The organism is Streptomyces sp. NPDC060031 (assembly GCF_042736805.1).
GTDB lineage: Bacteria > Actinomycetota > Actinomycetes > Streptomycetales > Streptomycetaceae > Streptomyces.
In genome coordinates this window covers 19207-33758 of sequence record NZ_JBHWVM010000034.1, presented here as the reverse complement: position 1 = coordinate 33758, position 14552 = coordinate 19207, and the positions used below count along the sequence as shown (strand labels likewise).

Here is a 14552-nt window from a genome sequence, read left to right as displayed (position 1 = left end):
GAGGACCCCATCCGTAGCCGCGCCCCCGCCGGAATCACCACACGGATTCACATAGACAGCACCATCGCCGGGCGAATGCCCCTCCCACAGCGCGCTATCCACAGGCGGCTGAGGCTCAAGCAGGCGAATGGAGCAGTCCCTAGCCGCTACCGGTTTTTGGTCTAAACCATGCGAAGATCCGCCGCCATGCGACCCTGGCGGCGGCTCGCTGCCGGGAACATCGACTTCGACACAGAAATGCACCCGGCCACAGTCTCCGGCGCCGACGGGGCCGTCGGCAACCGCTGCTGAGGCTCCAGCGGTCAGCAGGACAGAACTCGCTACGATACTGACGGGCCGTCTCAGCATGCCCGACGCTCCACCTTTTCCTCTAAGACGATCCAGCCGGTGGGCCACTTCTCGGCAGTTACGGTGCTCACGTATCGCAGGAGCCGGGTTTTCGAGAGCTGGACTTCCTTACCAGTGGCCTTGTCGATTGGCTTCCACTGCGACACATCGACACAGTCCGTGATAACTGCGGTCTCCAGCTTCGTGCCTTCCTTGAGTACGACGGCGGTACTCGAGTGCTGCACTTGTCCGTTGACGACCTGGCCAGCGCTGCGGAGGCTGGTGAGCTCCTGTTCCGCCTGCACGAGCGCATCTCCCGTTGCCACCTTGTTCAGGTCGGCGGCCGGGGCGTCGGGTCTGGCGTAGAGGGCGGTGAGGGTGCTCCAGTAACGGTCGAAGGCGGCCTTGGCCTCGGCCTTGGACGCTTCCTTCGGGTCCGTCGGCGCCGCGCGTGACGAGGCCGACGTGGACACCGGGACCGACGCCGTGGCCTCCGGCGATGCCTTGCCGTCGTCGGAGTCCGTCGTGCAGCCGGCGGTGAGGGCCGCGACGATCGCGGCGGCTGCGAGGGCCCGGCGGTGCTGGGTGAATCGCTTGTGTTGCTGTCGTGCGGTTGTCACGGAGAGAAACCCCCAGTGGTCACTTCGTCGGGTGGGGCGGGTTGCTTGCCCGAGCCGCCAAATCGCTGGTGCAACGGAGTTGCCTGACAGTCGTACAGCGCACCTTACGACGTCAACGACCCAGTTCCTATGGGGTTCTTGGTGCTCAGGTGATCGAACATCGTATGAAATACCGGATAGTCGTGTGTCGAAACCGCTGTGAGGGCGGCTTTTCCTACCAGCTGGCGAGCGAGATCGGCGGTGATCCGCCAGGGTGTGTCGATGGCCGAAATTCTCACTTCTGGCCGATTCTTTGCTGCTGTAATCCTTGCAGCTCCGCCTCGCCGCTTCGCTCACCGGTATGGGCCCAGCAGGTAACGATCGGGCAGCGACCTCACTCACCGGTCCCCGGCTTGAAGGTGGCGGCAGTCTGAGGGCCGACGCTGCGCGTACGCCACAATGCTCCGTACCCTTGGGTAAACGGTGGTTTGCTTACGAGCGGGACCTGCGCGGCGGACTCGTCCCATGGCCGGGCTGTCGGTCCCGGTCCGCGGCCGCGATTCGTCCAGCCTCGGTTCCGTCCGGTCCTGGTGGCCCCACGTGAACTCGTTTTCCTCGTAGGAATATCAGGCCGTTCCCGATGAGAGCCTCGCGGTCAGAGAGCTGCGCCATCAAGCCGTCGTTGTCGTGCTGGCATTCCTGCCAGTCGACGGCTTCTGGGGCGGATGGGCTTTGGTGCCGGTCAGGATGGTTGCTCACAGCTGGGTCCATCCGCGGGGTTCGGGGCTTCCGGTCAGGGGTGTCCAGACGTCCGCGTGTGGTCCGTGGACTTCGAGGTCTTCGAGGATGGCGGCGCCGAGGGGCACGTGGGTGGCGAGGCGGGTGACGAGGTCGTGGTCGGCGGTCATCCGCCTCAGGTCTTCGATGCGCTTGGTGAGGGTGGGGCGGGGAGCGCCGGTGAGGATGAACAGGATCCGGGGGAAGCGGGGGTAGAAGCGTTGCCAGGCGAGCATGGCGCTTTGGTCTGCGATGGTCCCGCGCCGGCCTGCTGGTTGGGGGGTGTAGCTGTGGAAGCGGGCGTAGGTGATGAGCTTGCGGGCCAGGCGTTCACTGCTCATGGTCGTTCGATCGATTTCCACGAAGGCCCGGTACTGCAGGCGCGGGTGGTTGGCCGTGTAGTGGAAGACGGCGTCCGCGATGAGGCGGTCCTCGCCGCCTGTGTCGGGGAGGCGGTGGGTGACCTCGGGGACCCAGTCCAGGGGCTCGTATTCGTCCCCGTGGTTGCGGGCGTCGGTCAGGAAGGTGAGGTGGGCGCGGACGCCGGTGAGGGTGTGGGCGGCGCGCAGGGAGGCGGCGGTAGGGCTGGGGATGGTGGTGGGGGTGCGGCCGCGTAGCTCAGGCCAGTCGCTGACGGCTTGGGCCCCGGCGGGGGTGAGGAAGTGGGCTTGCAGCCCGCGCCTTCCTCCGAGGACGGTGTGCGTGACCAGGCCGTCCGCGCGCAGTGGCGCGAGCACGTTGTGGATCTTGCGGGGTGGGGTGTGGGGGGTGAGCATCTGGTGGAGCTGAGTGGTGGTGAGCAGACGGTACTGGGAGATCAGGGCCAGGGCGCGGCGTGCGTGGGTGTCGCCGGTGGCGGGCTGGAGCAGGGGCGCGGCGGTCATCGGTACTGGTCCTTCGTGTCGGCGGGGGTGGTGGAATTGCTGCGCTTCTTGGTGAGGAAGGCGCGGACGTTCTGTTCTTGGGCGAGCGCAATCGTGGTGCGTTCTGCCAGCGGGAGGGCGCCGGCGTTGGCACGGGCGGCGCGGCGCAGCGCATCGGTTTTGGTGGGTCGGGCGAGGAATCCGAAGACTTCTGCGAGTTCGGGGCCGCGTACGCGCAGGGGGCCGATGCGCTTGCCGGCGACGGTGAACGACGCGTAGTGCCACCACCGGTCCAGGCCGGCCACGTCCTGGGGAGTGACGGTGTCGGGCCACTGGTTGGTGATCTGCGTGATGGCCTCGACGGATCCGGCCGTCGTGGACAGACAGGAGGCGTTTTGCAACAGTGCGGCGCGGGTGGTGGGGGTGAGGCGGTTCAGGAGCTGGGTCATGCCGTGCAGGCGGCATCCGAACTTGCGCAGCTGCTCAGTGATCTCGGCCAGGACGGTGGAAGCCCCGGCGTCGAGGGAGATCAGCTCGTCGAGGTAGAAGCGGAAGGGGCGCCGCTTGTTCTCGGGGAGGTCGCGGCGGGACAGGCCGGCGCGCAGGAAGTCCCGGACGATCAGTGAGATGAGCAGCCGGTCGGTGGGGCCGGTACCCGGCGGGCAGATCCACAAGACCTGGCCCTCGTCCATGGCGCGGCGGATGTCGTACCCGCTGACGGGGCAGCCCAGGAACGCCCGGATGACCGGGTTGGCTCCGAGCCGTTCCAGGGGGTTGAGCACGATGGGCAGTGCGTCCTTGGGGAGGTCGGGGAAACTGGCCGTCCACCATCGGCGGCCTTCCTCGTTCAGGGCGGTCACGACCAGGTGCCGGAATTCGGGGTCGGTCAGCAGTGAGCGGATCTGGAACAGGGTCGCCTGTTGCTCGGGCAAGCCGGCGGCGACGGCGGCCGCGTTGACGGTCACCAACGCTTCGGCGGCTTTGGTCAGGATGGTGAGCGCGCGCGGCGCGCTGACGTCGTCCCACCCCAGGGCGGTCGCGAACGCTTCCACGACAGCGCCGGTGACCTCGTGCGGCGGCTGGCCGCATGTCATGTCGAGAAGGTTCCAGCAGCCCAACAAGTCGCTGCTCTCGCGCACGGTGAGGTCGAACAGGGCGATCCGCTCCATGATCGCTTCGTGGGCGAGGTAGCGGTCGACGTCCGCGAAGGAGTCGCCGTGCGGGTCGACGAACGCGAGGCCGCGCCCGTTGTGGGCGCTGGCGACGGCCTGGACTTCGGCGCGCATCGTCTTGCCCCAGCCGGCCTTGCCGGACTGGACCTCGAACAGGGTGTCGTCCTCGTGGGTGGCCAGCAGCCGCTCTCGCCCGTCCGAGCCCCGGTACCAGCCCTGCGGGACCAAGTCCTTGCCCCGCTCGAAGGTCGGCATGTCGCTCTCCATGAGCGGGACCTGTGCCATGCGGGTGGGCGGTTTGAGGAGTCCGGCGAGTTCCTCAATGTGGGCCCACCCGCCCTGCGCAGGCCGCACCAGTCCACTGGACCATCGCTTATCGAACCGGTCCCGCCACGGCCACCGGTCGGGGCCGATCCGTGCCGGGCCGAGTGACCAGCCCTGGGAGGCGAGGCGGGAGGCGCCTGCGTAAACGTCCATGGCTGCCCTGATCCGCGCGAGCCGCTGCTCTGCGCGGTCGGCGGTGTCGGAGGCGCAGCGCAGCAGGATCTGGACACGCACCAGTCCGGGCGTGTGTGCGAGCTTGCCGAGGACAACGTCCCGCTCGAGGCGACGGGGCTGGGGTGACATCAGCATCTGGCCGCGGCGGGTCCCGCGCCACTGGGCCGGGTCCAGAAGGCGGCCCAGGGAGACGTGCAGGCTGTCGGTGGAGTCCTGGCTCATCCAGCGTGCTTCGCGCTGCGCTTCGCGGCGTGCTTGGTTGCGGGCCTGCTGAATGGTGTGGAAGCGGTGTACGGCAAGGTGCCAGCGGGAGGCGGGGGAGAGGTCGAGGCAGACCTCGGCGAGATCACCGAGGCTGTCGCTCAGGTCGGCGACGGCATCGATCAGCGGCTGGAGCGGATCCGGGTCCAAGGGGACGTCCCGCAGCCGGGATCCGGGCTTGCCATGCAGGGTCAGTACGGCACGCACCGTGTGTTCGCGACGCTTGTCGGCGACCGGAGGGACCGGCTTCGCCTGGACACGGGCCCCGTACGGGTTCTGGGTCAGCAGCGCGTGCGCGGACGCGGGGGCTTCGATCCGGTAGGTGAGGGGGCGGGTGCCGTCGGCGCGCAGCCGCAGCCTCAGTGCACGGGCACGCCGCGGAGTCCACCACGGCCCGGAGCCGGCTGCGCGGATCAGCTGCATCCCCTGACGCCAGATCTGCTCCGGACTCGGGTCGAACCCGGCGCTGGGCACCAGCTCCAGATATGTACGCCGCGACAAGGCTTCTGCTGACAGGCGCTTTTGCAGGGCCTCCCATCCGGTCAGGGCAGCGGCTGCGACCAGTACCAGCCACCAGGAGTTCACCACCGCCCAGTCGGCTACGGCCCTGACGGCGGCGAAGATGTCGGCGCCCGTTTGGAGCGCCCCGGCCAGCATCACATGGTGCGGTTCCATGATCCTTCTCCGTTCTGGATGAAGCGGACGGTCGCGGTGCGGCCGTCGAGGAACGTCCAGGCCGGATCGCCTCCGGCCCACACCAGCCGCACCACCGCCCGGACCGGCTCGCGCTGGCCGTCGCCCGAATTGGCGCCGGACGTGGGTGGGGTGTCGCGGCGCGCGGTCGCGGCCTGGATCCGCACCTGCGTGTAGCCGGCCGTCTCGGCCAGCCAGGCCGTCCGGCCAAGGGCGAGAACGTGTAGCTCGGCGGCGGCCGGTAGATCCGGGGCGCTGGCCTGGTCCAGTGCCTGCTGGATAAGCGGATCAGCGGCTGGTCCCGAACCCGGCGGCGGGAGTTCGGACAACGCGGGTGCGGGGCTGATGCCACCGCTTACCGACGGCGTGGAGGTGCTGTCTGGTGAGGGCTGCCGCAAGATCTCCGACTCGGAGGGTGACGGAACCGGCCCGGCCTGACTACTGGGTGGGGATGCCGCCTGCGGCCCCGGGGTGACCTCGGCGCGCAAGGAGCGTGATGCCTGATCCTGGTGGCTGGCCGGGCCTGCCGCGGGGGTTGTGTCGCAGTGTCCCGCGTACAGCAGGCATGAACCGGTGATGGTGAGGAGGAGGGCGGCGGCAAGCAGCCGTCCCCCGCCGGAGGGGGAGGGCGTCACAGCAGCCTGGCCCCTCCCGCGTAGTCGGGCATGGCGGTGAGGGGGTCCACGCGGACCTGCGTGCCCGGTCGGGGCGCGTTGATCATCTTTCCGTCGCCGAGGTAGATCCCGACGTGATGGATGGTCGAGTCAGCGGTGGGGCTGTAACCGTAGAAGACGAGGTCGCCGGGCTGCAGCGCGCCGAAGCCGGCGGACGCCGGAATGCGGCGTCCCGCACCTGCTTGGGCGGCCGCCGTACGCGGCAGGTTGATCCCGGCCTTCGCGTAGGCGTATTGGGTCAGGCCCGAGCAGTCGAAGCCCGTGATGGTGCGGCCGTCTTGGCCGCGCGGGGAGCAGCAGATCCCGGTGGTGGGCCCGCTGGGGCCCCCGCCGCCCCAGGAGTAGGGGAGTCCCTGCTGGGCGAGGGCGGCTTGGATGACCGCGGCGGCGTTCCCCGATGGGAGGGCGGGGGCCTGGCCGAGGGCGTCGTAACGGTCGATCCCGGACAGCACGTCGTGCACGTAGGCCCAGGACTGGTTGTAGGTGTGCAGGGCGGCGCGCAGCTGTTCGCGGTCGCGTAGGTCGCGGCCGCCTGCGCACAGGTAGGCGGCAGCGGAGGCGGCGGCGTCATCGGCGTTGTGCGGGCTGATGGTCCCGTCTGCGTTTCCGTCCCTGCCGTAGGTGCGGAAGGTGGCTGGCAGGAACTGGAAGGGGCCGACGGCCCGTTCGTATTCCGTGTCGTTGTCCCACTGGCCGCCGTCGGTGTCCCGGATGGCGCTGGTGTTGCCGCCGGGGCGGGAGCCGTCCAGACGGGGGCCCACGATGATCGGGTCGATGTCCCCGCTCACGCCGACCAGATGGCCGGAGGCGTGGTCGGACTCCACCCGCGCGATGCCGGCGAGGATCTGCCAGCGCATCCCCGCGCAGCCGCGCATCTGGGAGGCGCCGGCGCGGTAGGCGGCGAACATCCGTTCCGGGATCCCGGCCGCCACCGCGCTGATCGCCCCGGCGCCGGCACCGGCCCGGGTCAGGGCCGCGGCAGTCAGCAGCACGGGTCCGGTGCAGGCCGCGGCCGCCACGAACAGCATTACGCCAAGGCACCCCAGCTTCTTCCAGCGTTTCACTGGCTGCCGTCCTCACGCGCACGGCGCTCGGCGGCGCGGCGCTCGGCGATGCGGCGGGCGTGGAGGACCTGCAGGAGGTTGTCCCGGTTCGCTGCCTCCCGGGCCTCGACACCCGCACCCGGCCGGTCTGCTGCCGCGGCCGCCTCCGCGCCCCGCGGGGTGCGGCGCATACGGGAGGGCGTCTCCTCCCGTACGGCGGCCGGCGGGCTTTCCCGCGGGGGTGCGGCCGGGGAACTGGCGGTGGTCCGGGTCCGGAGCCGACGGCTGCCGTCCAGCGGGGCGGTGCGGATGGCTGCCGCGATGGCGGTGTCACGGACTGCGCCTGCGGGGTCATGGACCTGCCAGGCGGTGGCGAGGGTTTGACCGGCGTGGTCGACCCGATCGCGGACGGTCCGTCCGCCGTCCGCCCAGCGGCCGCCGTCCTCGCGGACCTGGTGCGCGGCCACCCGCAGTTGCGTGCGGGCGTCGTCGGTGAACTCCGAGGCCGCACCACGTGCGCGGCCCACGTTGCGGGGAAGGCCCAGGGTCGCCCCGTAGGCGAGTCGGGCGGTGCGGGACGCGACACGGTAGCCGCGCAGCCGCGAGGCCCGCGCGTGGAGGCGCGATCCCAGCAGCGGCCGGTCGGCGGCGGGGTCGTGGAGGATCTCGCCGCTCTCTTGGTCCACCACCATCTCGCCTTGGCGCTGTGTCTGGCCTGCCGGCCCGCGGGCCGTGGCCGCGTGGTGGAGGGCGGCTGCAGCGGGATGCCGGGCGGCAGGGTTCGGGCCGACGAGTGCGGCGTGTGCTCCACGCAGTGCCACGGCCAGCGGTGCGATGCTGCGCCGTCCCTCCGCCAGCGCGTCGCCGAGCAGCCGTCCGGGAGACATCGCCATTCCCGATCCGTCACTCAAGGCCGCCACACTGCCCAGGGAGCGCAGCCGCGCGCCGAACGCCCAGTGTGCGGCGGAGAAGCCACCACCCAGCCCACCCGTGCCGAGTCCTGAGGCCGGGCCGTGCAGGGCGAGAGCGGCGCCGAACTCGGAGCTGTCGCCGGGCAGGTGGCTGCCGCCGATCTTTGAGAACCGCATGCGGCTGGCCAGGCGCTGCCCGAACGAGGCTGTGGCGGCCAGGACCCGCCGGTGCATGATCAAGAACGCCAGAGCGAGGGCGTCCACCAGCAGAAGGCGCTCCACCATCTGGTCGGGGCCGGCGTCGGCGAGCAGCGCGTCCACGGCGATCCCGAACAGCGGCAGGGCCATCGCGGCCACGAACGCCACCAGGGCGGAGACGACGAACACGCCCAGCCACCGCCACAGCAACATCCGCGATGGGCCGGGCAGCATCGCCCACACCCATGCGATGGGCCCGGCGGCAGCGGTGGCCGCGTCCGCGCCCTGGGCGCCGAGCATCACCACCGTCATCGACACGATCATGAGAGCCACCACGAGGACGGCGACCAGCAGCGCCAGCACCGACCACACCCGATCCCACGTCGGCTCCTGAGCGTATGCGGCCGCTGCTTTGCCCACGGGGCCGGCGCCTTCCAGGTCCTTGATCAGCCTGGGGAATCCTGCCTTGCCCGCCCCTGCCGCGCGGCAACGCTCCTCGCTCTGCGGGTCGAGCGGCGCACAGTAGTCCTTCGACGGCTCGGCAAAGTGATCTTCGCAGTACTTTTTGGAGTGGTCGTCGAGCAGCGCACAAGCGTCCCCTGTGCCCTGTGCCGGGCTCGCCGCAGGGGCAGGCGCGTTGCTTTTGACCCACTTGAGATGCGCTTGGTATGCGGCGGCGTCGCCGGGGTTCTTCGGGTCCAGGATCCGCCCGTACTGGATGAGCATGTAGGGCTTGACGATCAGCGCGTCGGTCAGCGCGTTCTGGATCGGGGTGGTGACCGTCTTGGCGTCGGCCTGCTCGCTTACGCAGGCGTCATGGGCCGGGCCTACCGCGGTGTCGCAGGGGCGACCGCCGCGGCCCGGGGCGTCGAAGTAGGAGGACGTGGTGATGGAGGCGACCTCGATGGCGGCCTGGTGGGTCTGCTGGAGCGGCCCGTCCTTGCCCAGCAGGTAGTCGGGGCGGATGAAGGCGCTGGTGGCCAGCGCGGCGATGACCAGGGTCATCACGATTTCCCCGAGGCCTTTGCCGACTCTGCCACGGACGAAAAGGATCAGTCCGAAGACGAAAGCCCATCCCAGTAGCAGGCCCTCGAGACCGAGCGCGCCGACGACGTGCCGCTGGTAGGCGTCGGCGATTGTCTGCGCGGGATCGGTGAGCAGGGTGATCAGGGGGAAGTCGAAAACGAAGCGGAGCAGCCAGCAGCACAGACCGACCAGCAGTCGCACCAGGGTGAACAGGCCGTCGAGCAGCAGCCGCTGCACTTCCCCGATGACGTCGAACGACAGACCGCCGCTGACGACGTCCTCGACACGCTGCCCCACAGAGGGCGAGGCGACTGAGGCCTCCAACCGGTAGCCGCTGAGTGGCACCCCCTCCCGGGTGGGGACGTCCAAGACTCCCAGCAGCCCTCCACCAGCGGCAGCGTTTCCATCCGCTGCGGCGGCCACCGCCGTATTCGCCACCAGGAACACCACTGTGAGCAGCGCGACGAACCCAGCCGCGCGTAGCGTCCCGCGGTCGACGCGAGGTCGGGCGATCACAGTCGCTGCCCGGCGGTAGACACAAGCCCGATGGCGGCTGCGATGGCCAGGGTGGAGAACAGCAGCAGGCTGGTGCGGTGGTTCAGTACGCCGGGCCAGACCGCGGACCGCTCCGTCGAGCGCGGCGTATCGACGGCCTGTGCGAGCGCCGACGCACAGGAGTCGTGAGCGGGCCCGATGATCAGCTCGCAGCGCTCACCCGCGGCTGCTGTGAAGGTGGAAGTCCCAATGGCCGGGGCGGAAGGGCGGGTGTGGGGCAGGGCCCAGGCGGCGACGGTGCAGGTGAGCAGGAGCAGGGCGATGGCCGCGACGAGCAGCAGCCGGACACCGTTCGTGCGAGTCATCGGTTCCCCCCGGCGATCGTGGGCCGCGTGGTGCGGCCGGGTGTGGTGAAGATGGATTCCTTCAGGCGCGGCACCGGGGGGACGACGACTTTGATCCGGCCGACCTGCATACGCGGATCGCGCAGCAGCATCTCGCCTTCCCGTCCGGCCTGTCCGACCGGCGAGAGACCGGTGGTGACCAGCCGGAGCAGGTCCTCGTCCTCGCCATCCAGGCCGAGAAAACGCAAGGCCTTGGCGGCGCGACTGCTGTCGGTGGTGCGGGCAAGGAACCGATAGGCGATCAGCGCGGCGTCCGGGCCGAGTTCCTCGACGTCGTGGGCGCCCAGGAAGGCGCCGGCACCGTGCTTGCGGCCGTCGTGGAGGATCTCGTGGACCAGCCCGGATCCCTCCGCTGATGAGGTCAGCCAGTAGCACTCGTCCACAGCAACCAGGCAGAACCGCTCCGGCTCGGTGAATGCGGCCTGGCGGGCGATCGCCGCGATCAGATACAGCACCGCCCGCCCGATCAGCGCCTCCAAGGGCTGCTGGCGCAGCACCTCGACGTCGGCGAACGCCTCTCGTGGCGGGAGGGTCAGCCCGGTGGTGGTGACGACCACCAGATCGGCGCCCAGGTCCCCGTCCAGCGTGACCGGTGGCAACCGTGGGTCGAACACCATCGCGGCGAGGGGGTTTCCGCGCACGATGCGCAGCAGATCGGCCATGGTCGCGGCCGCGTCCGCGCGCGCGGTACCGCTGCAGTGCTCGACGAGGGAAGCCAAGACGTCCAAGACGTTGCCCATGGACGGCTCCGGTCCGCGGGAGACTTCTTCGACGGCGTGGTGGAGCACGGCGCCCCCGGTACTCATCGCCCCGACACCCAGTTGCAGGGTCAGGTAGGACAGCGCGTAGTGGGCGCCGACCGGCCCGCCGAACACCCGTAGCGGGTCGATGGAGATCCGGGCCTGGGCGGCGTCGATGACCTGGCAGTGCTCGCCCATCGCGGACTGCCCAAAGCTGGCCCATTCCCGAATAGGGGTCCGGTCGATGACGATCGCCCGCCCGCGCCGGTCCACCACCGCGCCGGTGACGAGCTTCTCCAGGACACTTTTGCCACTGCCCAGGTCTCCAACGACGGCGCTGGACGCGGACGCGTTGACCTGCGGGGCGTCGGCCGGATTCAACAGGACGGGGCGGATCGTGCCGCAGTCCAGGTCGTGGCCGACCATCATCCCGGCCGGATCCCCCACCCGCGACAGCGTGAACGCACCACAGGCCGCCCAGTCCTCCGACAGCTGGTGCTGCGTGAACTGCCCCAGCTTCGGCGCCCGTACCGCCCCCGGCACACCGAGGGCGAACAGCTCTTCCTGCATGCCGTAGGGCCGCTCCACCCGGTAATCGCCACCCGACAGGGCCGCCGACAGCTCCCGGGCCCGCGCATCACACGTGGCCGCGTCCGGGCCCCACACACTGAGCACGGTCACCGACTGGACCTCGACCTCCACCGAGGTCCGGGCCATTCGCGCGTCCTGCTCGGCCAGGTCCCCGGCAGCATCCGGCAGCGAGTGCGGCATCCCGGTGGGCTGCGCCCCGTACTGCCCGGCCTGATCGAGCAGTTCGCGCTTCTTGCGCTGAACCTGGGCGCGTGCCTTCTTCGCGGGCACCACTTGCAGGTCCACGGCCACGTCCACCGGGAACGGCAACCCCTCCAGCTGAGCCAGGACGTCGGCGTGCTGGACCGATACCGCCGGCGGGAGCTCGGCCAGGACCAGGTGGGCCTGGTAGCCGGTCCCGGCCTCGGACTCGACCTGCAGCCACCGGCGGCCCACCGGCGAGGCCGTCCCCGGCGACCGCCACCACGGCCTCCCGGCGGTCTTGGCCCCCTTGAGGGTTTCCTGGCCGCCCTCGGCCAGCCGGATCTGCCCCAAATCGGCGTACGAGGGGGAGTGCAGCCGTCCCGCGCGAACGCGGCTGCCGTACAAGGGGCTGTGCTCAGCGTCCGAGAGCAGCGGCTCCTGGTCGAGACCTCGGTAGACGGCGTGCTGCACCATCCACACGATCTCGGCCGGCGACGCCGGCCGAAGTCCCAGCCCGCCACCGAGTGAGGTCTCAATCCGGCTGGCTTCCGCGACGGCGGCCTGGACCTCAGCCTCCGCAACCGGCACCGGCACAAGGTCCAGCGCCGCTGACAGCTCCGCGTACAGGTTGGCGAGGGAGGCTGCCGCGGCGCCGGCCTTGCCCGGGAGGGGAACGGCGAGCCACAGAGTTCGCTCGTGCATCTCCTGACCGGTCAGCAGATCGACGGTCGCCGCGCAGGTCTCGGCCCAGGCGGGCAGGTGCTGCCAGCCCACCCCCGCTGTCATCCGCTCGGCGACCTCTCCGGGGTCGGTGCGCGAAGCGAGCACGAACAGGCGCGGGTCCAGGCCGGGCATCGACCGCACAAGCGAGGCGATGCGACCCAGCAGCTCCTGGTGAACCTCGGCGGGCAGGTAGCCCCCAGGCAGAGGTGTCACCCGCCATACCGCCCACACCCGGGACGATGTCGACCACAGCAGATGACCGGCGACATGCCGCAACGGAGTCCGCATCAAGCTGCCCTCCCCTCGGCCCCGGCCGCATCGGCAACCAGCCGAGACAAACCGGATCCGACGGGTGCGCGGTGCCGGGCCGAGACGGTCTCGACCACGACGGCCCGCAGACCAGGCGCCACCTCGGGTGCGGCCTCGACAATGAAGCGGCCCCGCAGGTAGCTGGGCCGACGGTCGCGGGCAACGCGGCCACTGATCCGCCCGGCGGGATGCCGCAGCAACAGCGTCAGCACGCCGAGCAACGCGGTGAACGGGTTCTGCCCGGCGATCTGCGCACCGCGCACGGCCCACACCCCGCCCACCCACAGCAGGACCGGCACCGGACCCGCCCACGACCACAAGGCGTACGTCTTGATGAGCGCGAACGCCCCACCGCCCAGGACGACCAGCTGCGCCGGCGTGTAAGGCCCGAACCAGATCGTCCAATCGCCGAGCTTGCCCAGAACCCACGGGTGCCGCCGCGCGCTGGTATAGACGCGCGCCACGCGCGGCCGCGCCGTCGCGCTCACAGGACCTGTCCCCTCGCCGCAGTGTCCGGCGGGACCACGAGGGTGATGGACCCGGCGCCGTGGGCGGGGTTGTTGATCTCGTCGGAGAACATGCCGGCGATCGACTCGCGGGAGTTGTAGAGACTCAACGCGACGATCATCGCGAGCAGCGCGCCGATTCCGGCCTTCAGGGAGAAATTGCGGACGACGGCGGCGAGCACCACCACCGTCAACGCGACCTTCAGCCCCTTGTCACCCCAGCCGGACAGCGTCCCGAGCAGGGAGTTACCCAGCACGTCGAGCTTGCCCGCCAGCATCACCGTGTCCGTCGGGATCACCGGGCACCGCCCACGACAGCCGCAGGGGCCGGGGACGCCGAGCCCGCGGACGGGGCGGTGACTCCGGCCTCCAGAGTGCTGACCTCCCACCGCCCAGCCCGGGCGGTCACCTCCAGCCGGTAGGCCAGCGGCCACCGCACCCCGGCCCGGTCCTCCCCACTCACCCGTACCCGCGCCCGCGCCTTCACCCCGTCCGCCGGCACCGCCCCACCGGCGGCGACCTCGACGTCCGCGGCGACGTCCTCAATGTCCACGCGGGTGTACGGAGCGAGCTTGGGCGCCGAGACTTGCAGCCCTGGAGACAGGTACCGCTCCAGACCCGCGCCCTGCCCACCCAGGTAGGCGCGGACGAACTCACGCAGCGAGGTCGCCAACGCTCCCGAGGAGGCAACCGGGTGGGTGAACTCCGAGTCGGGGACCGCACCCGCGTCCGGCGCAGCGATCTCAGCCGGCGATCCACTGACCGTGACCGGGTCGCCGTCCTTCCCACCGGCCCCGGACACTGCGAAGTACCGCACCAAGGGGACCACCACAGGGTTTCCCGACGCCGTGGGCACCGCCTGGTCGCGGCCGCCGCCAAGTACCGCGACCACTGTCGTCCACCCGCCGCCGGGCCCCCACGACGTCCGCACGGTGACCGCCCGGGCCGTCGACACCGGGGCGCCAGCCTCGGAGCGAGGCCGCTTCGGGAGCTCCGCCTCAGGGGCCAGCGCCCGCACAGCCGCCGCGACGCCGCTGTCGGGAGCGGCCGCGTCGGCCCGCAACCACAACTCCACGAACATCTCCGCCGCACCGCCCGGATCGGCCGGAGGGCGGACCGACTCCGAGGCATGCGTGGCGGGTGCGGCTTTGGCCACCGTCGCCGCCGGAGCGGTCAGAGAGACGGCCAGGGCCAGGGGACCGGCCGCGAGCACGGTCCAAATCCCGACCCGTGCGAACCGGGGTCCGCGGGAGACCAGCCGGCCAACCGGGACAGTCTCGGGACGGGAGCGGCGAAGAGATGCAACCGCCGAGGCGGGTGTAGGTCGGGCCGTGCGGTCACGGCGTGGGGGAGTGGGACTCATGGTGACGCCTTCCGTGGGACGAGACTTGCTTTGCCCCACGAAACGGCGGCGTCCTCACCGGTTCGCTCCCCACGCCAATGCCCTCGGGATCACAGATGGGCCACGGTTGAAACGGCAACTCACCGGTGACTTGCCACGACCTCCCCACCGCAGGTCACAGCCCTATAGGGCCGCCACTCACCGGGACATCGGTGAG

11 protein-coding genes are annotated in these 14552 nt (G+C 70.7%); all 11 read right to left on the bottom strand.

Annotated features, from left to right (window positions below):
* Positions 1-341 precede the first annotated feature (341 nt).
* The 11 genes from ACFWB8_RS17475 to ACFWB8_RS17425 all read right to left on the bottom strand — a co-directional run bounded on the left by ACFWB8_RS17475 (position 342) and on the right by ACFWB8_RS17425 (position 14206).
* Entirely contained in the window at positions 342-947 is a 606-nt protein-coding gene (locus tag ACFWB8_RS17475) for a hypothetical protein (protein WP_385226980.1), read from the bottom strand.
* Between the two features lie 734 nt (positions 948-1681).
* Positions 1682-2587, bottom strand: coding sequence for a replication-relaxation family protein (locus ACFWB8_RS17470; protein WP_385226977.1), 906 nt, complete (start codon positions 2585-2587; stop codon positions 1682-1684).
* Entirely contained in the window at positions 2584-5172 is a 2589-nt protein-coding gene (locus ACFWB8_RS17465) for an ATP/GTP-binding protein (protein WP_385226974.1), read from the bottom strand. Before ACFWB8_RS17465 ends, ACFWB8_RS17470 begins: the two co-directional genes overlap by 4 nt.
* On the bottom strand, positions 5154-5519 hold the full coding sequence (locus ACFWB8_RS17460; RefSeq protein ID WP_385226971.1) for a hypothetical protein: 366 nt from the start codon (positions 5517-5519) through the stop codon (positions 5154-5156). Before ACFWB8_RS17460 ends, ACFWB8_RS17465 begins: the two co-directional genes overlap by 19 nt.
* A gap of 302 nt (positions 5520-5821) precedes the next feature.
* Positions 5822-6928 carry an NlpC/P60 family protein gene (locus tag ACFWB8_RS17455; protein ID WP_385226968.1) on the bottom strand — a complete coding sequence of 369 codons (1107 nt, stop codon included), beginning with the start codon at positions 6926-6928 and terminating at the stop codon, positions 5822-5824.
* Positions 6925-9339, bottom strand: a complete 2415-nt coding sequence (locus ACFWB8_RS17450; RefSeq protein ID WP_385226965.1) for a hypothetical protein — start codon at positions 9337-9339, stop codon at positions 6925-6927. Before ACFWB8_RS17450 ends, ACFWB8_RS17455 begins: the two co-directional genes overlap by 4 nt.
* A gap of 215 nt (positions 9340-9554) precedes the next feature.
* On the bottom strand, positions 9555-9902 hold the full coding sequence (locus tag ACFWB8_RS17445; protein ID WP_385226962.1) for a hypothetical protein: 348 nt from the start codon (positions 9900-9902) through the stop codon (positions 9555-9557).
* A complete protein-coding gene (locus ACFWB8_RS17440; RefSeq protein ID WP_385226959.1) occupies positions 9899-12466 on the bottom strand; it encodes an ATP-binding protein in 2568 nt (855 codons plus the stop codon). The genes ACFWB8_RS17445 and ACFWB8_RS17440 overlap by 4 nt, the downstream gene beginning before the upstream one ends.
* The gene (locus tag ACFWB8_RS17435) at positions 12466-12975 is read right to left on the bottom strand and encodes a hypothetical protein (RefSeq protein WP_385226956.1); all 510 of its coding nucleotides are present in this window, start codon (positions 12973-12975) and stop codon (positions 12466-12468) included. Before ACFWB8_RS17435 ends, ACFWB8_RS17440 begins: the two co-directional genes overlap by 1 nt.
* A complete protein-coding gene (locus ACFWB8_RS17430; protein ID WP_385226953.1) occupies positions 12972-13292 on the bottom strand; it encodes a hypothetical protein in 321 nt (106 codons plus the stop codon). Before ACFWB8_RS17430 ends, ACFWB8_RS17435 begins: the two co-directional genes overlap by 4 nt.
* On the bottom strand, positions 13289-14206 hold the full coding sequence (locus tag ACFWB8_RS17425; RefSeq protein ID WP_385226950.1) for a conjugal transfer protein: 918 nt from the start codon (positions 14204-14206) through the stop codon (positions 13289-13291). Before ACFWB8_RS17425 ends, ACFWB8_RS17430 begins: the two co-directional genes overlap by 4 nt.
* Positions 14207-14552 lie beyond the last annotated feature (346 nt).

Excerpts from the sequence above, each read along its gene's own strand:
- ACFWB8_RS17470 (WP_385226977.1), bottom strand. The coding sequence starts at position 2,587 with ATGACCGCCGCGCCCCTGCTCCAGCCCGCCACCGGCGACACCCACGCA.
- ACFWB8_RS17440 (WP_385226959.1), bottom strand. The coding sequence starts at position 12,466 with ATGCGGACTCCGTTGCGGCATGTCGCCGGTCATCTGCTGTGGTCGACA.
- ACFWB8_RS17445 (WP_385226962.1), bottom strand. The coding sequence starts at position 9,902 with ATGACTCGCACGAACGGTGTCCGGCTGCTGCTCGTCGCGGCCATCGCC.
- ACFWB8_RS17465 (WP_385226974.1), bottom strand. The coding sequence starts at position 5,172 with ATGGAACCGCACCATGTGATGCTGGCCGGGGCGCTCCAAACGGGCGCC.